Genomic DNA, 23,934 nt, shown 5'->3' with positions numbered 1-23,934 from the left:
ATTTTAATCTATAAAGTGAAAACATTCACCGCAATTCGGTTCGTCTGCCTGTTTCGTCATGCGCAATAGACAGTCATCACCCCAATATTCGTAGCCTGAAGACAGGTTGTGCCGTATCCGGACCACTGACCGGCAAATCACATATTAATGAATAAAAAAGTATAAAATATAATCCCAAACCTTATCCTGATGAAAATAATATTAGTTTTTCTTTCCGCACTATTTACATTGAATTTTACAGATGTCTATTTGAACATTATGCTCCATTAAGCCCAAGCCTAAATGAGGTCGATGAACTGACACTGTATCTTTTGCCGGAACATGAGCGGGATGCCTTGTAAAGTGCCATCGGTCAGAAACAGCAATACCAGACCATTTGAAGAAAACGGTCAGCGTCTTGAGAAAACGTCGAGCAAGCGCTATAAAGAAGGTTAGATGCTGGAGGATAAGAATGAGCTGCCGGTGAAAAGGCGAATACAATATTTTACCTGCTCGAAAATCAAATGTACAAAAAAGCTGGATGCACAATTCAGCGAAAAAATAAGGGACTCCACAATAAACGGTTAATACAGAACACTTATGTCTAAAATTTTACGCACGCTTTTTTTACTCGGGCTGTTTGCGCTGAATGCTTCCGCCCAAAACCCCACTAATTATATGCGTACTGACCTAATCTCGGCCTCGCCTAACGCTACGAGCCTGGGTAAATATGGGGAAGTACCACTTAACCTTTCTACCGGTGTACCCTCACTGAGTATTCCGCTATTTACCGTAACAGGCAGCCAATTGAGCCTGCCTGTTACCCTCAATTACAGTTTTGATGGTTACCGGCCGACCCAACCGGTAGGGTGGGTCGGCCTGGGCTGGTCGCTCAATGCCGGAGGGGTCATTACACGTACGATCAAAGGAAGAGTGGACAATACAGCGGGAGCTAACCATAATTTTCAAGATCAGGCAGTTGCAGACAAAATTAATACTGTAACGAAGGATGTCGTTTTCCTGAATGATGTTTATCATGCCAACTATGACGCTGAGCCGGATATCTACAGCTTTAATTTTGGAAAATATTCCGGGAAATTCATTAAATACCGCAATAAATTTTACTGTTTCCCCTATCAAAAGATCGCTATCTCAGGAACGGACGCCGGTTATACCATTGTAACGGAAGACGGCACAAAGTATCTTTTTAACGCCATTGAAACGACAAGCCCTAAGGGAAGCAGCGGCTCACCCTATAATCTCCCTAGTTACAATTCCTCCTGGTACCTGAAAAAGATCACCAATGCTGCGGGTACCGAAAATATTTTCCTGGATTACGTCAGCGAGGGCACGATTGCCCAGTTAGGGACCAACAGCCAGACCTTTAAAAAATTTACAGGTGCTAATTACTATGGTGGCGGCATAACCGGTACTGATCAGCTTCTTTTACCAACAATAACCAACCCTACTTTTGTTAGCCCGCTGAGGCTTTCCAGCATCGTTTCGGAGAAGTACATGGTCAATTTTTCAGGAGGAGCCGAACGCACAGATATTAATCAGAATTCCGGAACAGGGCACGCCAGGACCCTTGACGCTATTTCGGTTACCAGCAGTTCGGGTAGCCTGCTTAAAAACTTCCGGCTAAAGTATAGTTATTCCGGGGGCACACTTAGATTGGACACCCTGATCGATAACGGATACAAAATGCTGGACGACGACATCTTGCAACTGGATACCTCCAATATTCAAAAGCACATTTTTTCCTATAACAATATCGATGTGACCGATAAGCTCACCGCCGCGGTTGATCACTATGGATATTACCGGGGAGGAAACTTTTTCGGGATGATGCTGCCGGATTACCTGGTGCCGAACGGCGTGAACCGTTCGCCCAACATCAACGCCACGCAGGGGGCCCTGACCAGCGTACAATACCCTACGGGAGGCTATACCACCCTGGAGTATGAGGTCAATATGAAGAATAACGGGATAGACTACGTGCGCAATAACTTTTCGATCAGTGATGCGATCACCCGGCCAACCAATAATCCACTCGTCCGGATCGATGGGGATTATAAGTATTTTACCGTATCCCCGGACCAGACAGCCAACCTGTTGATCACCCGAACCCCAAAATCGCCATATGCAGATGATAATACGCGTAATGCCTATAAGGATTTCGATATTATTAAAATCGTCGACGGAGATATCCTGCAGATGTATTCTTCCGGCTCCATTGCCCTGGAATCTGAAAATAGCGGGAAAAATTTTCCAATTACCCTGACTGCGGGTGACTATGCCCTTCAGTTGCATATTGACGACAAGGAAAAAGGTATGGCAGGAACGCTCAATTACCAGCAGCAGACCAATGTCCCTATAGAAGGGGCTCTTGCCGGAGGTATCAGAGTGAAAAAGACCATCAGGTACCCGCTTACCGGTAATCCGATTGTTAAGGAATACAGTTATACCGATATCAACGGCTTTTCTACCGGAATGAGTAATGCCGGTACTTATGAACAGATCGCTTTCACAGAACGTCAGGGCATGCCGAATAACCCGCTAGCCTGGTATGATAATTATTTTACATCCACCAGTTCATTCATCGGGGAGAATTACTATATGGGTGTACCTCATTATTATACTTCTGTGATGGAGTCGGTTGCCTCCGGTACCGATAAACTGAGCACCCGGACAGATTTTGCTTCATTTAACGATTATTTTATGGGAGTAGAACCGATAAGGGTAACCCAGTACAAGGTTGAGGGTGGTATCCAAAAACCGATGCAGAAATATGAATATGGCTATATGATAGTGCAGGATACTTTTTTTAGAGGGCTCAGACCTCGACAGACGCTTTTTGCTACAGCAGGGCCAAGCCCAACTTATGATTATGAAAGCGATATTTATCAGTATTTGTCTGCCTGGAAATACCTTTATGCGACCCGATCAAGCTACTACCAAGGTAATGATTCTGTTTCTACAGTCACTTATAATTACTTTGACGTACCTAAAAGTCGCAATATGGTGGCCATCCAGAGCACAGACTCCAAAGGCCGCCAGACGATCATGCGAATGAAGTACCCGGAAAGTTACCCCGCTTCGCTGAGCGCGGCATTCATCAATGCCCATGTGCTCGATCCCGTCTGGGAAAAGCAGATCTGGACAAAGAACGGGACTGATTCGATGCTGGTGTCCTCTGTCGTCAACCAGTACAGTGGAACGCTGTTTAAGCCTGTTAAGATATCCACGTTGAGCACTCCTAACATCACCAGTTTGAATAGTGAATCACAGGATGGCAACGGCCTGTACACTTCGCTGCTCAGCGACAGCCGCTTTGAAGAGCGGGCAAATTATACCTATGACAGTTACGGCAACATGCTCACGCAGCAACTCAAGAACGGGCCTTACGTGTCTTATAAATGGGGTTATCCCACCATGTCCTATTACTTAAACACCAGTACGAATAAGATCCAGGTAATTGCCGAGTGCAAAAATGCCACGGATGCAGAATTTTACCATGAGAATTTCGAAGAAAATTTCTCGGCTGCGACTGGCAGCGCGCATACCGGTTCGCGGTACATGAGTTCTTTTACGGTAAACTGGACGCGGCCCAATGCGCGGACATATGTCATCTCCTACTGGTATCGCACCGGCGGGGCCTGGAAGTATAAAACAGATAATTATTTGGCAAGTTCTTATACCTGTTCGGGAGGCGACGCTTATGATGATATCAGCGTATACCCTGCAGACGCGCAGATCAGTACCTATACGTACCTTCCCGGTACCGGCCTGAGCGGTTCGATCAGTGCCAAAGGAGAGACCACCTTCTTTGAATACGACGCATCGCAGCGGCTGATTAATATTCGGGATAATGACGGCAATATTGTTAAACACACCGATTATCACATTATAAAGCAGTAACAGATGAAAAAGATGATCAATAATATACAGGCCGCATGGATTCCTGTTTGTTTTCTATTATTATTATTCACCTCTGTTTGTTACGGTCAAACATTTGTAACGGAGCCGATGACCGGGACGCCGGTATCGGGGGAGTATTATAACAATACCTCGGTGACGGTTAGCCCGACATTCATTTTTACGGCAACGCCGGGTCAGTCGCTACGGATCTATACGGTGGCGCCGAACTGTGCTCCGCTCTCCGCTGTACCGACTATATCGCAGAATTACGTCATGACGAGTGTGCCGAGGATTGGCGGGATCACCACATCTTTGGGCCTGCTGAACCGGACGACCTGTGATGTGATGCAGTTGGTGCAGTATGTGGACGGCCTGGGCCGCCCGCTGCAGGATGTGCAGGTGAAGGCCAGCCCTACATTAAAAGATATAGTACAACCTTATGAATATGACGCATTGGGAAGGGAGATAAGAAAATACCTGCCTTATGCGCTCAAGAGTGGTGCAAGTAATGGAAGCTACAAGCCGGACGCTTTACTCGCCGGGCTGGGCCAATCGGATTTTTATGCGGCTCCGCCCGCGGGTGTGAGCGGGAACGCTTACCCGTACACGCAGACGGTTTACGAACTGTCGCCTGCGGGGAAGGTGCTGGAACAGGGTGCCCCCGGCACTGCCTGGCAGCCTTATAGTTCTGGTATTTCCGGATCGGGCCATACGGTGCGGATGACCGATGCGATCAATAACGGTGTTGACCTTTCGGATACTGCCCAGAGCCGGCAGGCGGCTCTTTATCAGGTTAGCGCGATTAGCGGTACCGACCAGAGCCGTACCCTGAGCCGGGAGACGGGCGCTGCGGGCTGGTACGCAGTAGGGCAGTTGTATGTTTCAATAACGCATGATGAGAACTGGACGGCAGGCAGGGGCGGCACGACCGAAGAATATAAGGACAAAGAGGGTCAGGTGGTGCTCAAGCGGACATTCAACTATTCAGGCAGTATGCTGCAGATCCTGTCAACTTATTATGTTTACGACCGGATGGGCTACCTGGCTTACGTGCTGCCGCCGATGAGCGGTGCGGACGGGGCACAGCCCACGCAGGCTATACTGGACAACCTGTGCTACCAATACCGTTATGATGACAGGGGGAGGCTGACGCAGAAGAAGCTGCCGGGCAAAGGCTGGGAGTTTATGATCTATAATAAACTGGACAAAATAGTGGCTACCCAGGACGCTATGCAAAGACATAAGGCCAATCAGGACTGGACGATAACGAAATATGACGCGCTGGGCAGGGCCGTGCTAACAGGTATTTACCAGTATGGCGCAACAGCGGACGTGGATTACCGGGCGACGATACAGGGCCAGGCGGACGGCGTAGCCACACTTTGGGAGGCACCAACGGGAACTGCGGCGAATTACGGATATACAACCGTTGCCTTCCCTATTTCAGGCATCAGCCAGGTGCTGACGGTGAACTACTATGATAACTATAGTATAGCTAATCTGCCCGGCGCTTACAGCGCCCCTTTAGGCGCCAGTGCCAAGACACGGGGGCTGATGACCGCCAGTCAGACGAATGTGCTGGGCACGGCAAACATGCTGTGGAAGGCAAGCTATTACGATGATAATGGCAGGGCGATCAAAACCTACAGCCAGCATTACCTGGGCGCGGCTTATAATGTGGGCAATTATGACGCGGTGACCACCAGTTACGACTTTAGTGACGCGGTAACGGCTACCACGCGTCAGCACTTCACTTTAGCCAGCGCGGCCAACGCGCAGGTAACGGTCAGCAATACCTATACCTATGACCATATGGGACGGAAGCTGAAGACCTTCGAGCAGATCAATAACGGCACGAATATGGTACTGGCTCAGCAAGAGTATAACGAGGCAGGGCAATTGTATAAAAAAAGCCTGCATAGTGAGGATAACGGTGCCAGCTACCTGCAAACGCTCACTAACGGCTATAATGAGCGCGGTTGGCTGCTGTCTTCAGCAAGCAATACCGGGCTGTTTAACTACAGCCTGTATTATAACGGAGCAGCAGCAAACAAACAATACAACGGCAATATCGCCGCGATGGATTATACCAAAACGGGCGCCGGCAATGTCAGCTTCACGTATAGCTATGACCAGCTGAACCGGCTGAAAAGCGCTGCCTCGACCGGCGGGAGCACGCTGAACGAGACGATCACTTACAATTCGATGGGCAATATTACCGGTTTGGTAAGGGGCGGGAACCTGGCAGCAAACCTGGCCTACACTTATTACAACAGCGGGCTTGATAACCGGCTGCAAACGGTTACCAATAACCTCGCGGCCTTCCGCAGTTATGTTTATGACGTGAACGGTAACGCGACCTCTGACGGGGTGAACAAAACGCTTACCTACAATATGCTGAACCTGCCGCAGGAGGTAAAGAGCGGGTCAACAACGGTGGCCACCTATACCTACGATGGCACGGGCAATAAGCTGCGAAACACAGGCAGTGATGGCAGTTGGGACTATGTGGACGGAATCGTATACAAGAATGGATCAATCTCCTTTGTCCAGACCGATGAGGGCAGGGCAGAGTTGCAGGGCGGCACGTATCATTACGAGTATAATCTGAAAGACCAACTGGGCAATACGAGACTATCCTTTGACCGCAACCCATCAATACCCACGGCAGCCCGGAGGATCCAGGAGGATGAATACTATGCCTTCGGATTACGCAATACGGGCGGTTATGATTATTCCAATAACAACCGCTATCTTTACAACGGCAAGGAGATACAAACCGATTTAACCAACCAATACGATTACGGCGCAAGGTTCTATGATCCGGTGATTGGTAGGTGGACGAGTGTGGATCCAATGGCAGAAGAAGGAAGGCGTTGGAGTCCATATACTTATGCATTTAGTAATCCAATGCGCTTTACTGATCCGGATGGGATGTGGCCAGATTGTAAAACCTGCGATCTATTAATTGGTTATGCTGCGGCGGTAGTTGATAATAATACCGGTGGATTACTACCAGTGCGACAACTTGCGGGTCATTTAGTAAGCGATGCAAAGTCGTTTAATAGAGGGCAGGATGCTGGCGATATAGCAAGTGTTATTCAAGGTGGTGCTGAGGTAAATGGAGGAAGTGCTACAGCTTCAGCTGCATTAACAGTCACAGCAGGTTCAGGCGGTTTAACTGCTGAAGTTTCTTTACCTGTAGCAGCTGTAGGTGGTTTAGTAGCGGTTCATGGTGCTATAACGGGCGCACATGGTGTTTATAGTCTTGCTTCGCAAAAAGGAAGATTGAAAGAAACAGGGTCTTATACTAATACTCATGAAAGCGGGAAAAAATATCATGGAAAAGGTGATAAAGCCAGAGCATCTGAATCAGGAAAAAAGGTTGCAAAAGAAAACAATGACCCTCACGTTGATACCGACCACACTCCTGCCGAGAACGATAGACAAGCGTTTAAGGATGAGGATAAAAGGATGAATACGGACGAAGGTGGGCACAAAAGTGATGCGAATTATAACAAACGAGCGTCACCAGGAAAAAAATATAACGCACAGGACAATCACTAATAACATGCCCATAGTAATAATTGACGGTTTTAAAATATATGACAGTCCTCAAAGAAAATCACTTATAATAGAATCTGATCGTATTAAAGAAAGCATGCAATTCTTTCAAAAGAATAATTTGGACGGAATAGCAGTAACTTCATCTTTTGGCTTAAATGATCTAAGCTTTGTTAAAGATTATCCATTTATAAAGCACCTTTCAATATCGGAAGGTGCTTTTGACATTAAGGATATTTACAGTCTTGAAAATCTAACTTCTTTGATTATTTCTGGCAAAAAGCAAAAAATTGATTACGTATATTTTCCAAAGCTAAAAGAATTGATAGCTGATTGGAGTCCGTATTTTACAAACTTAGATAAATGTTATTGCCTGGAAAGATTATCATTCTATAAGTATGCACCAAGCAGTAAAAACTTGGAAGTAATAGCTGGGATTAATTGGCTTAAATCATTAACGATAACGCAATCTCCAATTAGTTCATTAAAAGGATTGGAGCAATTTACGCAATTAGAACAAATCGAACTTAATTATTGCAGTAAATTGGAGGAATTGTGTTGTTTAGAAGGTAGCAGTGAAACATTAATAACTCTGCTATTAGATCATTGCAAGGCTATAAAAAATCATGACTATGCAATGGGTTTAAAAAATGTTAAAATACTGGCTTATAACAATTGCGGAAAAATACCATCAATAAAATTCATAAAACAAATGCCTTCTTTGAAAGACTTTAGGTTTGTGGGCACCAATGTAAGCGATGGTGATATAAGCCCTTGTATTGGCTTAAAATACGTCGGTTTTTTCAACAAAAAACATTATTCTCATACATCAGAACAAATAAGTAGTCTTTCTATTGCTTAAATATTGAGTTTCGACCTCTTCCATTTAATGTATTGCGGAAGCTTGGTAAGCTCAATCAGTTCTTCTTTTTCAGAAATTGAAGACAGGCTTTCTATCTCCACATATCCAATATCCAATGCATTTGACTTTTCTCCAAGAATATTGTCTAATACTAAGTATACGGCTGTTAAAAAGTCTTCTTTGTTAATCGGGGTGTATTTGTCAATATATATTCTTAAGCCTATTCTGTTAGGGTCGTTATTGTTAAGAGGAATAAAATATATCCCTTTGGGATCCAGTTTAATGCTATTATATTCAGTCGTATAATCTTCTCTAACTGGTTTAAAAGCGAGCACGTTCCAGTATTCTAATTGAGGGGCTTCTTTTACAAGAGTTTCAACCTCGTCAAAAAAATCCGTATCGCCCTCAGCTGTAATAATCAAGTCCTGCTTTTCATTGGGATAACCACCTACTTCAAAAAACAAATGGTTGCAATATTCATGTAAATGAAAAAGGAAATCATCTAATAGTCGTTCTTTCTCGTTATTATCATTGATCTGATTAAGAAAAAAATACTTGGCTTCATTCTCTTTAAACCAATCCCAGAATTGTTGTTCTTTAGACATTGATCAAGATATTAATGAGCGTAAGCCTTACCTGTTTTAGCATCCCTGATAATGGCATTAGCCAGAAAAATGAGCTTGTCTTTAACGGAGGGTTCCAGTTCTTCAATCTCATCGATGAGCTTTAAGGTCTGTTTGTCAAAAGCGGCCTTATCACTACCGCCAGCCAGGTAATCCAACGATACCTCTAAAGCATCAGCGATCTTTTTAGCCACATCAACAGAGAGTGAAACCTCGTTTCGTTCATAGCGCCCGATGATCTCGCGGGACACGCCCGCTTCCTTAGCCAGGTCGGCTTGTGATATCTTTTTTACCTTACGTAATGCCGTGATCTTGTCGCCAATGTTCATGATAATGCACAAAAGCGTGCTTAACGCTATTGATTATATCAAATGTAGAGAACAAAAGTTAATAAATAAAATTATCGTTCTCTTGTTAAAAACAAATGATTGTTTACATTTGTACAGAATAGTTCTCATAAACTTTTTTTTCAACATGGCTCAGTAACCCGTAACCCGATAGTAACCCAGGGTACTGATGGGTTACCTAAAGTGGCTTACTTGTCTTTTTCTTCCAGTTGATCGATCAATGCCATTTTCTCAATGACCGATTTATCATAAGAGTTCACCTCTAAAATATCTTCTTCAACATTCACCAGTTCAGCAAGACCAGCGCCTAATGCCTGGGCTACTTTCTCAATGGTGGAGAACGCCGGATCTGTTTTACCGTTCTCAATACTTGAAAACTGAGCCTGATCCATATCCAAGGACAAAGCCACCTCTTTCTGTGAGAGATTCTTAGCCGTTCTTATCCTTTTTATCTGATCGCCAATGTTCATGTAAATGCCTAATAGCACAACTAATTTCGCTAATGATGATTGATTATTCAAATTGTTCTATTAGGCAAGCAAATACAAATTGACTAATAAATCAACTATAACAAGAATCTACTTTTATTGATAAGTCAAAGCCTATATTCCCCGGACAAAACCATAAATCCCTATAGATAAACCCAAAACCATCACTCTGCAAGTGGAAGGACCGGTTTGTATCAGCGGCTGCACCACCAGGGAGCAGATGTATGAAGACAATGCGAACCGCGGCATTCTGCTTTACATGGATTGCAGCGCCGAACAGGATATGAAGATCAGCCCGGCGCTCATTTTAAGCTACTTCATTTATAAACCTACTGAAAACTGTTGCTCATTTGCATCAGGGGAAGGTACATTGATATCAGGATCGTACCGACGATGAGCCCCAGGAAGATGATGATGAGCGGTTCCATTACGCTGCTCAGCGTTGCGGACTTGTATTCGACCTCTTCGACATACTGGTCGGCGATACGGCCGAAAAAGGTGTCCATCTGGTTGGTCTCTTCGCCGATCTTGATCAGCTGGATCATTTTGGGCGGATAAATAGGGAACTGTTGCAGGCTTTCGTGCAGGGAGCGGCCGTTGAGGATGTCCTTTTCGATCTTTTGCAGGGAGGATTCCAGCGGGTAATAACTGATCATCTGGCGGATCAGGGCGATAGCCTGCAGCAGGGGTAGCTTGGCGCTGATCAGCAGGCGCATGGAATTGCAGAAACGCGCCAGGTAGATCTTGCGGACCATATCGCCGGCAACCGGAATGCGCAGCACGACCCGGGAGATAAAGGCCCGGTATTGCTGCGTTTTGCGGATACTGTAAATTGCGGCCGCCGCGGCCAGGGTAACCAGGAGCATCACCCAGAAGTAATGTTCCAGCCCCAGGGAGATCCCCATGATCTTTTCGGTAATCCAGGGCAGTTTGCCGCCGAAACGTTTAAAGACATCGGCGAACATGGGCACGACGAATTTGAGCATGAAAAATACCGCGCCCAGGGAGGTGGAAAGGACGACGAGCGGGTAGGTGAGGGCGGAAATGATCTTCCGGCGCTGCATGATCTTGCTTTTATAGTATTTGGCCAGGTCCTGTAGAACTTCGACCAGCTTACCGGATTCCTCGCCGATCTGCAGGCTGAATACTTCATACAGGGAGAATTTACCCGTTTTTTTCAGCGCGCCGGAAAAGGAATCCCCCGCCAGCACAGCCGACTGGATGGCCGCGTACAGTTTGCGGTCGTTTTCTTTTTGCTGGTCGGCGCTGACCAGCTCCAGGGCCGGTTTCAGGTTGATCCCGGCCAGCAGCAGCGAACTTAACTCCAGGTAGAGGTATTCTTTTTTCTTATCGGGCAGTTCCGCCGATCCGAAGCTGATCTCCCGGCTGAGCAGCTCCATCAGCCCGCCCTGCTCTTTTTTGGGAGAAGATGGCGGCCGGGCGGTTTTCTTGCGGTCGTAACGGCTCAGGTCAATGGATGGCATCGGGTTTTCTGGTGATAAGGTTCTCGGAACTGTATTGTTTGAGGTAATGATAAGGAATTATTTCCTGGTCATAAAGGGCGCTGAAAGATAATTCATCGGTACGCTCCCCTTCGGGGTCTATTGCGGGGTAGTCCGGCAGGGCCCTGCCCTCGAACTGCAGGCTGACCTGCGCGGTGGCGACCCGGAACGTATCTGCCGAAATACCCTCGCGGATAAGGTAGCCGCTGGCAAAGGTGTACCGGACGGTGCCGCTGCTGTCGGAGAACGACAGCCCGTCCGCCGTCCTGCTGACAAGCGCGGAACGGGAAAAGTCCTTTTTGAGCAGCTCATCCACCCGCAGGAGCACGGCCATTTGCGCGTTTTTAAGATGATGCGCTTCATACGTACGACGGATGATCTGGTAGGCGGTGTAGGCGATGGTGATAACCAGGGCGGCTATGATCATACTGATGACCACTTCCAGGATGGTAAAAGCTTTGATGCGGGTGTTCATGGTTTCAACAGTATTTTTCGGGCGGTTGCAACGGTGTCTTTGTTGGGGTCCAGGGCGATCACGCGGATCTGCACCAGCTCATCGCTTTCCGAATAAGGCAGGGCGCTTCTTTCGACGCGCAGGTCGTCGGAAAGAAAGGCCGTGTCGGTAAAGGTGCTTTGCGTTTCGGCCCGGAGCAATACCTGCTCCGCCAGCGCTTGCGCCCGGATCTTTTTCACGCTGAGCGAGGCGCGCATGACCTTGCTGAAGATCATCAGGGCGATACCGAAAACGCTCACCATGATCACCATGGCGATCACCACTTCCAGGATGCCGGAAGCTTTTACGCGGCGCTTTAGTTTGCTTTGAGCCATTGGATGATCTGGTTTTTTTTGCCTGAGCCGGGCAGCAGCAGCCCGGTCCGGTAATAAGGGGACAACTGCCGGGTATCGATCGCCGCATTGATCAGGTAGTTCTCAAAAGCGGTAAAGTCGTTCCGGTAAAGGAAGCGGGTGGTGTAAAGGCTGCCGTTAACGCGCAGCTTGCCCTTGTAGGCGCAAACGCCGGAGGAATAGATCTGCCCGTTGAGCGTGCTTTCCCTGCCGATCTGCAGCATCGGCGGCAGGGGCGTTGGCGTTTCCTGCCAGGTGATTACCGTCCCGGTAAAACGGAGGTGGTCCCCGAGGGTGATATGGGGTTGCAGTCCTTTGGCCGATTTGAACTGCAAAAGGCACAGCGCCGAGGGGTAGGCGAAAGTACTGTTTGCACCCACAATCAGGCTGTCGGTCGCGAATAGCTGGCAGCGCCCTTTAAAGCCGCTGCCGACTTTGATCGTTTTGGCGATCAGGATCACCTCCTCGAGCTGCGCCGTACTGTCAATGGACAGCGTCGTGTCAGAGACGACGATCACCCGGCCGCTCAGCCGGATATCGCGGAGCGTATGCGGGACTTTTTTAAAGTTCAGGTACCGTACAGGTTGGCTGAAGTCATTGTTTATTTCCCTGTTTTCGCGCAGCAGGGAATCGTCCGGCAGGCCGCCCGAGAGCAGGCCCCGCAGGAGGCTGAGCCGGTCCTTTTGGGGGGAGGGCAGTTCTTTCCGGCTGTCATACTGGTGGCCGGAAACCATTTGTTTGCTGCCCTGGTAGGACTGGTTGTCCACGTATGCCGCGCGGATACCGCTTTTGGGCAGGTAAGCGTTGCCGGTAATACTGGTCTGCCCGCTGACCGATAAAGGGCGGTCCTGGTCGGAGAGGTAAATGGCGCACCACCGCGCGGAATCCACGCCCGCCCCGATCTCCAGCAGGCGCAATAAAGTGTCGCTTTGCCGGAACGCCCGGACGACCCCGATATCAAATAGTCCCCAGTCGTAGCGCTGCAGCATTACCGAGTCCTGTCCCTGGCCAAAGAGGTCCATTTTCCTTTCCTGGCTGTAGCGCCTGCCGGAGTCGGCGCGCACCAGGGCGATCGCGGATTCCAGGTTATCGTGCAGCCGGCTATAGCGGGATGCCTTCTGGTACTGTGCCTGGTATACATAGGCGACCATCACCAGCGCGGAACAAATAATGCCGATGATCAGCGCGATCACGATAACCATATACAGGGCGGAGCCTTTGATCATCACCGTACGCTACGTTTTTTAAAAAAAAGGATTCTTTGGAAAAAAGAGCGCGGGACGGTTACCCTGCCCCGGCGGTAATACCGCGTTTCGACCGAATCTTTGCCGGTATATTGATGGGATGCCCCTTCCAGCAGGCCATTTTGGTAACTGCCGTCCTGCTGCAGGCGCCCCTCGGCGGTATAATATTGGAAGGGGCCGGATAAGACCCCTTCTTTCCAGGTGATGCTTTTGAGTAGTACGCCCTGCGCTGACCATTCCTTCCACGGGCCGTTTTTCAGGCCGTTTTTAAAAGTACCCTGTTCTTTGAGGTTTTTATGGAGATAGAATTCCGTGTAGGCGCCGTCCAGCAAGTGCCCGTCATAGCCCCCCTGGGTGACCTGGATACTGCCGGAGCTGTACCAGTAATAAAGCAGCGCAGGCCGGGCCTTTACCGCTTTCGAGAGCGGCGCAATCCCCGCCAGTATGTTTTTATCCTGGCCGTTAAGGCGCACCCGTTCCGGACCCAGTTCGGGCAGGTGCTGGGCAGTCGCCCAGCGGGCGCTCAGCAGCAAAAAGAAAAATAAAATATACTTCATATCGGACTTAGTTCATACGGATAAAACGGGTACTGCCCTGGTAAGAGACCTTAACAGAATCCCGCAGGTTTTTGATCAACTTTACTTTTTCAGCTTGTTCGCCCTCTGCCAGCATCAGGTTCCTGCCATTTACACGCAGCAGCGCGATCAGTTTTTTTGATCCGGGGTTGCGCATATAACCCGAATAATGAATCGCCGTCCAGTCCGCCGCGGTTTGCGGGCGGGGGGCGGAAAGCGCGATCCGCCCGGGTTTTGTCATCGAGGTATCCGGGGCCTTTTTGCTGCTGAAGGGGTCCCGGTAATTCAACTTTAAACGGGTGGTGTCCCGGGTCAGGGCATAGTCATCCGCGGGCGCTTTCAGCTGTCCCGGGCCCTGCCGGGCAGGCAGGGTGGGTTCCTGTGGCGCCAGGCCCGCAAAAATGCGGTGGCCGATAAGCGCCCACACACCGGCGGCCACCACGATCAGGATATAGTTCAGTGTCTTTTTTTTCATCTCCCTGCTTATAACAACACAAAACTTTGCAGCTTGCTGGCCGGCCCCTCGTTGCCGGCTGCGTCCAGGGCGCTGACCTTCCAGTAGATCCGGTCACCGGAAGCGCCGAGGTTGAAGGTATAACTGCTCGTGTTCAGCAGCATGGGGAAGCCGGGGCCGTAAAGGGCGGTTGAGTCTTTCAATACATACAGTTTGTACCGGGATGCACCGCTCACCGTGTTCCATTGCAGGGCGACGGGCAGCGGCACCACTTTTGCTTCCGTCGGCGCGCTCAGCGTAACCTGGCCGGGAGGGGTATGGTCATACCGGACCACCCGGACGGCGGACCATTTGGATTGGGCGGTATCGTTCTCGGCCCGTACCCGCCACTGGTACTGCTGGTCTTTGGGCAGGGAAAATTCCGCTTCCTGCATTGGGAAAATTTGGTTGTAGACCAGTTTGGCCGTGTCGGCGAAATTGTTGGTATCGATCTGCAGTCGGTAAAGCGTTGCCCCGTAGACCGTTCCCCAGCGGTAGCTGACAGAGGGGTTGTTTACCAGGGCGCCGGAGGCAGGGCTGCCGAGCAGCACCGCCTGTTGTTTGATCGAGGAGGGCAGAACGGAAAATCCCCGGGGGGCGCTGAAAGGGGTCAGGCTGCCGCTGTTTTCTGCCCTTACCCGCCACTGGTAGCTGCCCGGCTCGAGGTTGAAGGCAAACTGGTTGGACTTTACGAGCGTATCGGTGATCAGGGCGCCGATGCTGTCGAACTTCGGGCTGACGATCTGCAGCCGGTAGGCCGAGGCGTCCTCTACGGGGTCCCACCAAAAGCTGACCGTATAATTCTTGCTGAGGTATGCTTCTCCGGGGGCCAGCAGGTTCACTTGTCTTTTATCAATATCCGGTTCAATGATATCTTTGCAGGAGCCGAGCAGCAAAAGGGCTGCCGCTGATAAAAAGAGGTAAAGGTTGATTTTCATAAACGACTAAATTAATAAATTATCGGCTTATTTTCTGCCGAAGGCCGCTTCGTTGAAAAACATTTTAAGGCAGGGATTTTGTGGAAAACATTTTGATATTAATTTGACGGTTTACATTTTAACTTATAAATTAGAGACCTGTTTTCAACCTATGTCCAACCGAAGCACACCATTAACCAGGCGCATACCGGCCTACACTCTTACGGAGATACTTGTCGTACTGATTATTATCGGGATCCTGATCACGCTGGTCCTGCCCAACCTGCTGCCGCTGATCACCAAGGCCAAAAGCACGGAGGCCAAAGTGCAGCTGGAGCACCTCCAATTGCTGGAAAAAAATTACTTTTACGAACACTCCAAATATACCAACAGCCTGGCGGATGTCGGCTTTACGCAGGAGAAACTGAGTACGGAAGGCACGGACGGGCGGGCCAATTACCGTCTGGAGATCAGCAGTATCGCCGCGGGCGGTTTTACAGCCCGGGCAGTCGCCGTAGTCGATTTTAACGGTAACGGAACGTTCAATGTATGGGAGATCGACCAGGATAAGAACTTAAAAGAAGTTACACCCGATTAACGTGCCGGTACTCAAGCTGCTTATTTTGCTGATCCTTTTAATGCTGGTTTACCAGGATTTCAAATACCGTATGGTCTATGCAGTGCTTTTTCCGGTACTTTGCATCCTTTTCGTTTGGCACCGCTGGCTGGATCAGGAGTCCTTTTCGGTCATATTTAGCCAATGTGCTGCGGCGCTGCTTTTCCTGGGCGCGCAACTCGCCCTTTTAACGCTCTATTTTAGTTTTCGCTTCCGGCGCTGGACGCCGGTGAGCGGGAAATTGCTGGCCTGGGGGGATATTCTGCTGCTGGCAGCGATCGGCTGTTACCTGTCTTTTTTAAACTACGTGCTTTTTTATCTGCTGAGCGCGGTGGCCACCCTGCTTTGCTGGATGATAGCGCAGGCCTGGCGCAAAAAACCGGCCGCAGGCGTTCCGCTGGCAGGCTTCCAGGCGCTTTTTTTTGCGATGGCCTTTATATACAGCTGGGTGCATCCCTCTTTCAGTTTGCAGGATGAACGCTGGATGTACCAGTTAACCGGACAATGACGATGACAGCAGAGATTACGCTCCGGACGGAACATACGCACTTACTGACCAGGGACCAGGCCTGGCATTACCGGGTACTACCCAAAGAGAATGCCGGGGGGCAGATCACTTTTTATTGCAGCGCGGCGGGTGACGCGCCGGAGCTGACGGCTGAACTGGAGGTCCTGCTGGGGCGCCCGGTACGCCTGGAGGCGATCGGCGAGGCGCAGGTAGCCCGGCTGCTGGCGACATATTACCCGCGAAACAACGAGCAGGTGAGCACCGGTCACGCGGATGACTTTTTAGCCGAACTGATCGCTGAGGCTAAGGGATTGAAATCCAGTGATATCCATATCGAAAGCTACGAAAATAAATGTCGGGTGCGGATCCGCATAGACGGCATGATGGTCGAACGCTATTTGCTCAAAAGGGAGGATTACCCGGCGCTGATCAATAAGATCAAGATATGGGCTAACCTGGATATATCGGAAAAAAGACTGCCGCAGGACGGCAGGATCAATTTCCGCAGGCAGGAACAGCAGTTCGATATCCGGGTATCGGTGCTCCCCACTCTTTACGGGGAGAAGGTGGTCATGCGTTTGCTGAACAATGACGCCACCAATATCGACCTGAACCACCTCGGCTTTTCCGCTTTTGACCTGGATAACTACCTGCAGGGCGTCCGTCGCCCCGAGGGGGTCCTGCTGATCAGCGGGCCGACCGGCTCTGGGAAAACGACCACTTTGTATGCCACGCTCAAACTGCTCAATAAGGAGACCCGCAATATCATGACCATCGAGGATCCGGTAGAATACACGCTGGAAGGGGTGAACCAGGTCCAGTTAAAGGAATCCATCGGGCTGGGTTTTCCTGCGGCCCTGCGCACTTTTTTGCGGCAGGACCCGGATGTGATCATGGTCGGAGAGATCCGGGACGTGGAAACCGCCAGTATGGCCATCCGCGCGGCGCTGACCGGGCACCTGGTCCTGTCTACCATCCATACCAATTCGGCCTGGGGTACGGTTTCCAGGCTGATCGATATGGGCATACCGCCATTTCTGGTGGCCAGTACGCTCAATACCACCGTCGCCCAGCGACTCGTCCGGCTCCTTTGCCCGCATTGTAAAGAAGAGCGGCCGATGGAAACGGCCTTGTATCCCCGCCAGTTCCGGCCTTATATGGAGATAGGCACCCATTGTCTGGCCCGGGGCTGCGAACAATGCCATTTTACGGGTTATAAAGGCAGAAAAGCGGTCTACGAGGTCATCCCCGTCGATCAGGAACTGGCCTATGAAATAAAGAACGGAAATATGTATATTGAAAAACTTCTGGCAGAAAGGGGCGTACGCACGCTGGCTGAGAACGCATTTGAGCTGTTCGGGGCAGGCCTGACCTCGCTGGAAGAAATTTACCCCTTATTACTCAACTATTGATCTGCCCGGCATATGCTAAAAAAAATTACACATCTTTTCTGTGTTTGTTTTCCCCTTTTTATTTCCTCGTTTTGTTTTGCCCAGCAGGATAATACCCGGCTCAACGGGCTGCGGCAGCGGCTGGACAGCTTGTCGGAATATATCCCCGGACTGAAGCAAAAAGTACAGTTATCCATTAACGGTGTCCCGCTGCAGGATTATATCCGGGCGCTGAGCCGCTCGACCGGGATCAGTTTCCAGGTGGAGCCCGGTGTGAACGTGGTGGTCAATAATACGCTCAACAATGTCAGCGCGGCCAATGTGCTACTGTTGCTGGCCGCACAGTACAGCCTGGATATTGTCCCTATTGGCCAGATACTGGTCATCCGACCTTATCAGCTTATCCCGCCATTTATTCCGGTCCAGCAAAAGGAGCTCAAGGTAACCTACCGGCAGCTGGATATGTCACTTTCCTTTGAGCTCAGCAATGACAGCCTGTCTGCGGTCGCCCGGAAGATCACCCGGTTGTCGGGCCGGAACATTATTATTCCGCCCGCGCTCCAGGGTAAACTCGTCTCCGCTTTTATCGCCAATGCTGCTTTTGATGTCGCTATGGAAAAGCTGGCCTACGCCAACGAGATCAAACTGATCCGGACCAATGATAATTTTTATGTGTTCCAGCCACTGGACGAGGGGGAGCAGGTCTATGTGACGGGGGACCGGAATACCGCTGTCCGGAAAAACTACCGCCCCGCTGCGCCCGCCCCTGCAGGCAGCCTGGGCCTGTCCGCGCGGGTTAGCAATGGCAAGAAATTGCTTTCCGTTAATGCCAGTAATGCCGGTATCGCCGAGCTGGTCCGCTCGGCATCACAGGAACTGGACAAAAGCTATTTTATTTATTCAGATATCAAAGGAACCGTTAACCAGATCAGCGCCGTTGAGCTGACCTATGAGCGCTTCCTGGAGCTGATCTTCAAGGGTACGGATTATACCTTTAACCAGGATAATGGCGTTTACCTGATCGGTGACCGGAAACTCGAAGGGCTGCGGGCCAACAAAGCGGTCATCCTGCAGCACCGTTCGATCGATACGGTCCTTGCGATGATCCCGGCCGACTGGCGCAGGGGGATCGAGATCAAGGAGTTCCGGGAACAGAACACGCTGCTATTATCGGGCTCGCGGCCGCAGGTGGAAGAGATCGCTGCCTTTATCGGGCAGATCGATGTCCTGGTCCCGCAGGTGCTGATCGAGGTAACGCTGATCGATGTGCACAAATCACGGCGGGTGTCCGCCGGCCTTTCCGCTGGTGTGGCCGATAGTGTAAAGACCGGGGGATCCTTATTGTCCGGGATGGATTTTACGGTCAGTTCCGGTTCCGTCAATGACCTGCTCAACCGGGTCGGCGGCGTGTTTTCCGTCAACCTGGGCCATGTGGTACCCAGTTTTTATCTCAATATCAAAGCGCTCGAGGCCCAGAATAACGTAGAGGTCCGCTCGGTTCCCAAGCTGGCCGCACTCAATGGGCATACGGCATCGTTGAGTATCGGAAACAGCGTGTTTTATAAAAATGTAACTCAGAGCCTTTATCCTTCGGCCACAACCAATACTTCTATTTTCAGCAATGTTTACCAGGAATCCAAAGCGAACCTGTCGATCAAGATCAAACCGATCGTCTCGGGGGATGACCAGGTCACTCTGGGGATCGATATCGATATATCTGACTTTACCGCCATTCCCACGGATGGCTCGCCGCCCCCCAAATCGACCAGTACCTTCACCTCGATGCTGCGGGTCCATAATGAAGATATGGTGGTTCTGGGCGGCATCGAACGGACGGAGAATTCGGATAATTCTTCCGGCATACCGCTCCTGTCAAGGATCCCAATCATTAAATGGATCTTTAGCAGCAAGACCAAGGTCAAGTCCAAGGTGGTTACCCTGGTGTTTATCAAACCCACGATCATCCGATAAGAAGTCATGCTGGAGCACTATTACCGCATCAATAAAGTTGCCGGGATCAGTATCCGGATCCGGGAAGGGGAGCAACCGTCATTGTCTGCCTGCCTGCTGTCGGCGGAAAAGAACCGCCTGCACTTTGATCAAAAGGGGACCGGTGTTGCGTCTTTTGAAGCCCTGAAAAGTGTGGTGACCACTACAGTTGCGGTCGCACTGAATTTGTCCGGAAAAGGGATCCTGACCAAAAGGGTCCCGGTCGTGGACGGGGTGGGGCAGGCGCTGTTCTCCACACTTTTACCAGGCAGCGACCTCGGTGATTTTTATGTCCAGAACTTTATCAGCGGGTCCTGGTCGTTTGTCAGCATGATCCGCAAAACCGAGGCCGATAAGTGGCTGGAGCTGACCGGACAGTTGGGTTACCGGGTCTACCAGCTTAGCCTGGGCCCGTTCCCCGCCGGGCAAATTACCGATCAGCTGAATCTTTACGGCGAGGAGCTGGTCTTCGATGGCCATCGCATTACCCGTAATGAGGCGATGCAGTGGCTGCAGTACCAATATGATCCGGCGGCCACTGCCGCATTTCCCCTGAAGGCGGATAACGAGCCGTTGGATGAGGCATTGGTACTGGCCTATGCCGCGGCTTTTCAACTGTTGTTGTCGGACAGGCTCGATGTAACCCAGGCCCGCCTCCCGGGATTGGCTGCTGCCCTTGCCGCGAAATTGAAGCTTAACCGGTTAAAAGCGGGCGGCTTTTTGCTGCTGGCGACGCTGTTGGTGTTGCTGCTGGGTAATTTGTTATGGCTGGATGCGCTTACGGCTTCAAACGAACAGCTTGCCCTGGGGATCAGCAGCAGCGCAAGAACGACCAGTAACGCCAGGGACCTGGACGTGCAGATCAAAGCTAAAGAGTCGCTGCTCAAAGCGGCCGGATGGGAAGGCGGAATTAATAAGAGCAGCTATATTGACCAGGCGGCGCAACTGCTGCCGGACGGCGTCATCTGGAAGGAGATCAGTGTAGACCCGCAGGACCTCGCCGCCGGAAGGCTGGAAAGAAGTACCCGTTTTACGCAGCGAACAATCCGCATCAGCGGGGAGTGTGAAAATATTTCTCCGGTAAATGAATGGGTGGCGCGCCTGCGGACAAAAAAATGGATCAGGCAGGTCCAGATGGAAAGCTACGCCTATAATAATGAGCGCAGCACCGGTCAGTTCACCGTATTAATTAATTACTAAATGAACAGTTTACTTAAATACCGTGCCCGTTATCTGTTGATTGCAGCAGTTATGCTGCTGCTGGCCATCAGTTACCAGCTGGCCTTTCGCCATACCTTTGCAGCGCTGCAGCTGCAAGGTAAGCTCAAAGGGAAATTGGCCTCGTCCAATGATCTGAGCGTTCAGCCGGGTTACCTGGACCGGAAGTATAAGAACCTGGACGCGCTGACGACAAGGTACCGGGCCGATACCGCCGTTTTTCGCGCAGACGTCATCAGCGCCGTCGCCATCGTCGCCGATCAGCAGCACGCCTGGCTCACGGAAGTCCCCGGTACGGACACCTCTTTTAACCGGCGGGGGCTGATCATGCAGAAGATGGCACTCAGGGGGGATTTCTTTTCGCTGTTGAAAGTTTATGACCAGCTTAACGGCGCGGCGGAGATAGGTCTGGTGAGGTCCGTAACGATCAGGGCGCCCCAGCATGCAAATGACCCGCGAGGCAAACCGCTGGAAATGGAAGTTTATCTGTGTGGTATACGGTAAAGTTGCGCGTTAAATGCATAACGGTGATACAATGAAAGAGAATGGGCATTCATCTTAGCGAATTTAATATGAAACTACTTCAGAAATTAGAGGAGCTGCCTTAGATCTGATAAAAAAAGCCAACGGATGAAAAGGCGCAAATTATACATAAACAACACGAAAGAGATACCCTGCAGTTAAAAAAAGCAGTTTCAAAAGTTTAGAAATATTCGCTAAACAACTTTAATCACAATTGCTAAAATAAAACAACTCGATACCCTGCTTCTAAATGTTAAACTAGTAACTTTAAGGCCTTAACCGTACTTATCACAGTGAAAAAAACCCTCTTAAGCATTATCGCTATTGCGATAGCACACGCCTCGTTTGCGCAATGGACACCATCAGGCACCAATATTTACTACAATTTAGGAAAAGTGGGTATCGGAACAATGAGTCCAAATTCAAAACTACACATAGCCGGGGGAGGCCGAAATGGTTTAATGATAGATGGGTCAGTAGATGGAGCGTCAACAAGTAAGTATCTTAGCATATGGCAAGGAATAGGTGGCGTTGGAATTGATCCTATTGGTACAGGATTGATTTATTTAGGATATGATCAGGCATCAGATGTATTCTTTGGTCATTCATCTTCAGGTAATGAAAATGGTGTTTGGAAAGCAAGTGGTAAGGTAGGCATTGGAACTACAAGCCCTTCGGCCCCCTTGCAGGTTCAAGCTTTAGGCAGTACAGGTAGTGTCCAATTGGGTACGTGGGTTGCTAACCCATCAACCGGAGCGATATATTTAAATAATGCCTTTGCCAATGCGAACGATTATAATATGCTTGGCGGCGCAGCTGCGCCTTTATACCTAAATCGTTCAAGTGGTTTAAGTATATCATTTAGAGAAAACAATGGAACGGACCAAATGACAATCGCTTCGGGAGGCAACGTAGGCATTGGCACGGCGGCTCCTGATGCTAAATTAACCGTGAAAGGAACAATCCATGCAGAACAAGTGAAAGTAGATTTGAATGTGCCCGGGCCTGATTATGTGTTTGACGCGGACTATAAGCTGACGGGATTGAATGAATTAAAAGTATATCTAGACAAGTATCACCATTTACCGGAGATCCCGTCAGCAGACGAAATGGCTAAAAATGGTGTTGATTTGGGTGAGATGAATATCAAGCTTCTCAAAAAGGTAGAAGAACTGACGTTATACCTGATTGAAAAGGATAAGCAATTAAAAGATCAACAAAATGATATTCAAGAGTTAAAAAAAGAATTTTTGGTGCAAAAAGATCGTCGAACCAGCACTAAATAGCCGGCGGGATCAAACTGGGGTCACAGAAAAATATTAGTTCTACATATATTAAAAAACCAATCTTTTTACATAATGAAAAGAAAATCAAGCGATTGTTTTGTGCCTTTTTATTATCCTCATTACACCCTGTTAAAGTTATTGGACAGTGGGCAAGTATCGGAGGGATAACGTCTACGAATGATGTTGTAGGGATAGGGACTAATTTACCACAAGCCAAGCTGGATATCTTTTTTAACTCAAACGCTGCTGCATCTCCTCTTTTATCGATTCGTTCTAATTTTCATGTGCCAGGATATTACGGTATGATCAGATTTGGAGACTATACACAGACCACCGATTATCAAAAAGGAGCCTTAATTTATGAAAGTGTAGCCGGTTCGGCCAGAGGGAAATTCCATATTGCACTAGAGAATACAGACGGGTCGGGAAGTGTAACACTGGCAGACGCAAAGTTGACGGTTTTGTCTGGTGGCAACGTAGGCGTTGGCACAACAACTCCTGACGCTAAATTGACGGTTAATGGCACCCTGCATTCAAAAGAGGTCAGGGTAGATATGAATGTCCTGCCCGATTATGTTTTTGAGCCCGGTTATTATCTTTTAACTTTAGATGAGGTCAAAAGTTATATTGACAAAAATAAGCACCTGCCCGGCGTTCCATCGGCTGAACAAACAGAAAAAGAGGGATTGAAATTAGGTGAAATGAATGCTGTTTTACTTAAAAAAGTAGAAGAATTGACCTTGTACCTGATTGAAAAAGATAAGCAGGACAAACAAAAGCAGGCGCAGATTGACCAGTTAAAACAACAGGTGGAAACTTTAAATAAAAATGCCCGTATAAGCCAATAAGACCAACCTTATCACTTATGAAATACATTTTCTCGCTCTTAGCCGTGCTGGTCGCTGCCGGCCAATCGTTTGCGCAAACCAATACGTTCCCCGGCACAGGTAATGCTGGCATAGGCACAATAGCGCCTCCGGCAGCAGACCTTCAAATCGGTTATTCCAATAAGGGAGGCCCTAGCACGATCCTTATCCCGGGAA

Annotated in this window: 21 protein-coding genes; 11 read left to right on the top strand and 10 right to left on the bottom strand. The window is 49.3% G+C overall.

Going from position 1 to position 23,934, the window contains the following annotated elements; translation table 11 throughout:
* The first annotated feature begins 579 nt into the window (after positions 1 to 579).
* From WC743_RS05485 to WC743_RS05475, 3 genes are read left to right on the top strand one after another with little or no spacing between them, the layout of a single operon-like run.
* On the top strand, positions 580 to 3,900 hold the full coding sequence (locus WC743_RS05485) for a hypothetical protein (RefSeq protein WP_373010841.1): 3,321 nt from the start codon (positions 580 to 582) through the stop codon (positions 3,898 to 3,900).
* A 3-nt stretch (positions 3,901 to 3,903) separates the two neighbouring features.
* The gene (locus tag WC743_RS05480) at positions 3,904 to 7,467 is read left to right on the top strand and encodes a DUF6443 domain-containing protein (protein WP_373010840.1); all 3,564 of its coding nucleotides are present in this window, start codon (positions 3,904 to 3,906) and stop codon (positions 7,465 to 7,467) included.
* Positions 7,468 to 7,471: 4 nt separating this feature from the next.
* Positions 7,472 to 8,326, top strand: coding sequence for a hypothetical protein (locus WC743_RS05475; protein WP_373010837.1), 855 nt, complete (start codon positions 7,472 to 7,474; stop codon positions 8,324 to 8,326).
* Here the strand turns inward: WC743_RS05475 and WC743_RS05470 are convergent.
* The 10 genes from WC743_RS05470 to WC743_RS05425 form a co-directional block, all read right to left on the bottom strand.
* The gene (locus tag WC743_RS05470) at positions 8,323 to 8,931 is read right to left on the bottom strand and encodes a hypothetical protein (protein ID WP_373010836.1); all 609 of its coding nucleotides are present in this window, start codon (positions 8,929 to 8,931) and stop codon (positions 8,323 to 8,325) included. The two genes, WC743_RS05475 and WC743_RS05470, sit on opposite strands and share 4 nt — an antisense overlap.
* 11 nt (positions 8,932 to 8,942) lie before the next feature.
* Entirely contained in the window at positions 8,943 to 9,278 is a 336-nt protein-coding gene (locus WC743_RS05465; protein ID WP_373010835.1) for a helix-turn-helix domain-containing protein, read from the bottom strand.
* A gap of 206 nt (positions 9,279 to 9,484) precedes the next feature.
* Positions 9,485 to 9,784 carry a helix-turn-helix domain-containing protein gene (locus tag WC743_RS05460; RefSeq protein WP_373010833.1) on the bottom strand — a complete coding sequence of 100 codons (300 nt, stop codon included), beginning with the start codon at positions 9,782 to 9,784 and terminating at the stop codon, positions 9,485 to 9,487.
* Between the two features lie 329 nt (positions 9,785 to 10,113).
* Positions 10,114 to 11,268, bottom strand: a complete 1,155-nt coding sequence (locus WC743_RS05455) for a type II secretion system F family protein (RefSeq protein ID WP_373010832.1) — start codon at positions 11,266 to 11,268, stop codon at positions 10,114 to 10,116.
* Entirely contained in the window at positions 11,255 to 11,761 is a 507-nt protein-coding gene (locus tag WC743_RS05450) for a type II secretion system protein J (protein WP_373010831.1), read from the bottom strand. Before WC743_RS05450 ends, WC743_RS05455 begins: the two co-directional genes overlap by 14 nt.
* On the bottom strand, positions 11,758 to 12,114 hold the full coding sequence (locus tag WC743_RS05445) for a hypothetical protein (RefSeq protein WP_373010830.1): 357 nt from the start codon (positions 12,112 to 12,114) through the stop codon (positions 11,758 to 11,760). Before WC743_RS05445 ends, WC743_RS05450 begins: the two co-directional genes overlap by 4 nt.
* A complete protein-coding gene (locus tag WC743_RS05440; RefSeq protein ID WP_373010828.1) occupies positions 12,096 to 13,358 on the bottom strand; it encodes a hypothetical protein in 1,263 nt (420 codons plus the stop codon). Before WC743_RS05440 ends, WC743_RS05445 begins: the two co-directional genes overlap by 19 nt.
* Positions 13,358 to 13,933 carry a toxin-antitoxin system YwqK family antitoxin gene (locus WC743_RS05435; protein ID WP_373010827.1) on the bottom strand — a complete coding sequence of 192 codons (576 nt, stop codon included), beginning with the start codon at positions 13,931 to 13,933 and terminating at the stop codon, positions 13,358 to 13,360. Before WC743_RS05435 ends, WC743_RS05440 begins: the two co-directional genes overlap by 1 nt.
* 7 nt (positions 13,934 to 13,940) lie before the next feature.
* Entirely contained in the window at positions 13,941 to 14,426 is a 486-nt protein-coding gene (locus WC743_RS05430; protein WP_373010826.1) for a hypothetical protein, read from the bottom strand.
* 8 nt (positions 14,427 to 14,434) lie between these two features.
* Positions 14,435 to 15,382: a hypothetical protein gene (locus WC743_RS05425; RefSeq protein ID WP_373010825.1), complete on the bottom strand. Its 948-nt coding sequence runs from the start codon at positions 15,380 to 15,382 to the stop codon at positions 14,435 to 14,437.
* Positions 15,383 to 15,533: 151 nt separating this feature from the next.
* On the opposite strand from WC743_RS05425, the gene WC743_RS05420 reads away from it, so the two are divergent.
* From WC743_RS05420 to WC743_RS05385, 8 genes are all read left to right on the top strand, one after another.
* Complete coding sequence (locus WC743_RS05420) at positions 15,534 to 15,959, top strand: type IV pilin protein (protein ID WP_373010824.1); 426 nt, start codon at positions 15,534 to 15,536, stop codon at positions 15,957 to 15,959.
* A gap of 1 nt (position 15,960) precedes the next feature.
* Positions 15,961 to 16,485, top strand: a complete 525-nt coding sequence (locus WC743_RS05415) for a hypothetical protein (RefSeq protein WP_373010823.1) — start codon at positions 15,961 to 15,963, stop codon at positions 16,483 to 16,485.
* On the top strand, positions 16,482 to 17,897 hold the full coding sequence (locus tag WC743_RS05410; RefSeq protein ID WP_373010822.1) for a GspE/PulE family protein: 1,416 nt from the start codon (positions 16,482 to 16,484) through the stop codon (positions 17,895 to 17,897). The genes WC743_RS05415 and WC743_RS05410 overlap by 4 nt, the downstream gene beginning before the upstream one ends.
* Before the next feature lie 12 nt (positions 17,898 to 17,909).
* Positions 17,910 to 19,847 carry a type II secretion system protein GspD gene (locus tag WC743_RS05405; RefSeq protein WP_373010821.1) on the top strand — a complete coding sequence of 646 codons (1,938 nt, stop codon included), beginning with the start codon at positions 17,910 to 17,912 and terminating at the stop codon, positions 19,845 to 19,847.
* A 6-nt stretch (positions 19,848 to 19,853) separates the two neighbouring features.
* Positions 19,854 to 21,065: a hypothetical protein gene (locus tag WC743_RS05400; RefSeq protein ID WP_373010820.1), complete on the top strand. Its 1,212-nt coding sequence runs from the start codon at positions 19,854 to 19,856 to the stop codon at positions 21,063 to 21,065.
* Complete coding sequence (locus WC743_RS05395) at positions 21,066 to 21,587, top strand: hypothetical protein (RefSeq protein ID WP_373010819.1); 522 nt, start codon at positions 21,066 to 21,068, stop codon at positions 21,585 to 21,587. It begins immediately after the preceding gene.
* A gap of 311 nt (positions 21,588 to 21,898) precedes the next feature.
* Positions 21,899 to 22,891, top strand: a complete 993-nt coding sequence (locus WC743_RS05390) for a hypothetical protein (RefSeq protein WP_373010818.1) — start codon at positions 21,899 to 21,901, stop codon at positions 22,889 to 22,891.
* 302 nt (positions 22,892 to 23,193) lie between these two features.
* Positions 23,194 to 23,739: a hypothetical protein gene (locus WC743_RS05385; RefSeq protein WP_373010816.1), complete on the top strand. Its 546-nt coding sequence runs from the start codon at positions 23,194 to 23,196 to the stop codon at positions 23,737 to 23,739.
* The last annotated feature ends 195 nt before the right edge of the window (positions 23,740 to 23,934 follow it).

The organism is Mucilaginibacter sp., assembly GCF_041660805.1.
GTDB lineage: Bacteria > Bacteroidota > Bacteroidia > Sphingobacteriales > Sphingobacteriaceae > Mucilaginibacter.
The sequence above is the reverse complement of the archived record's forward strand: the minus strand, read 5'-3'. Positions and strand labels throughout refer to the sequence as shown.

Bases quoted from the DNA above. Each gene is read 5' to 3' on its own strand.
- WC743_RS05485 (WP_373010841.1), top strand. From the start codon at position 580: ATGTCTAAAATTTTACGCACGCTTTTTTTACTCGGGCTGTTTGCGCTG.
- WC743_RS05480 (WP_373010840.1), top strand. From the start codon at position 3,904: ATGAAAAAGATGATCAATAATATACAGGCCGCATGGATTCCTGTTTGT.
- WC743_RS05475 (WP_373010837.1), top strand. From the start codon at position 7,472: ATGCCCATAGTAATAATTGACGGTTTTAAAATATATGACAGTCCTCAA.
- WC743_RS05470 (WP_373010836.1), bottom strand. From the start codon at position 8,931: ATGTCTAAAGAACAACAATTCTGGGATTGGTTTAAAGAGAATGAAGCC.
- WC743_RS05465 (WP_373010835.1), bottom strand. From the start codon at position 9,278: ATGAACATTGGCGACAAGATCACGGCATTACGTAAGGTAAAAAAGATA.
- WC743_RS05455 (WP_373010832.1), bottom strand. From the start codon at position 11,268: ATGCCATCCATTGACCTGAGCCGTTACGACCGCAAGAAAACCGCCCGG.
- WC743_RS05450 (WP_373010831.1), bottom strand. From the start codon at position 11,761: ATGAACACCCGCATCAAAGCTTTTACCATCCTGGAAGTGGTCATCAGT.
- WC743_RS05445 (WP_373010830.1), bottom strand. From the start codon at position 12,114: ATGGCTCAAAGCAAACTAAAGCGCCGCGTAAAAGCTTCCGGCATCCTG.
- WC743_RS05440 (WP_373010828.1), bottom strand. From the start codon at position 13,358: ATGATCAAAGGCTCCGCCCTGTATATGGTTATCGTGATCGCGCTGATC.
- WC743_RS05435 (WP_373010827.1), bottom strand. From the start codon at position 13,933: ATGAAGTATATTTTATTTTTCTTTTTGCTGCTGAGCGCCCGCTGGGCG.
- WC743_RS05430 (WP_373010826.1), bottom strand. From the start codon at position 14,426: ATGAAAAAAAAGACACTGAACTATATCCTGATCGTGGTGGCCGCCGGT.
- WC743_RS05425 (WP_373010825.1), bottom strand. From the start codon at position 15,382: ATGAAAATCAACCTTTACCTCTTTTTATCAGCGGCAGCCCTTTTGCTG.
- WC743_RS05420 (WP_373010824.1), top strand. From the start codon at position 15,534: ATGTCCAACCGAAGCACACCATTAACCAGGCGCATACCGGCCTACACT.
- WC743_RS05410 (WP_373010822.1), top strand. From the start codon at position 16,482: ATGACGATGACAGCAGAGATTACGCTCCGGACGGAACATACGCACTTA.
- WC743_RS05405 (WP_373010821.1), top strand. From the start codon at position 17,910: ATGCTAAAAAAAATTACACATCTTTTCTGTGTTTGTTTTCCCCTTTTT.
- WC743_RS05400 (WP_373010820.1), top strand. From the start codon at position 19,854: ATGCTGGAGCACTATTACCGCATCAATAAAGTTGCCGGGATCAGTATC.
- WC743_RS05395 (WP_373010819.1), top strand. From the start codon at position 21,066: ATGAACAGTTTACTTAAATACCGTGCCCGTTATCTGTTGATTGCAGCA.
- WC743_RS05385 (WP_373010816.1), top strand. From the start codon at position 23,194: ATGATCAGATTTGGAGACTATACACAGACCACCGATTATCAAAAAGGA.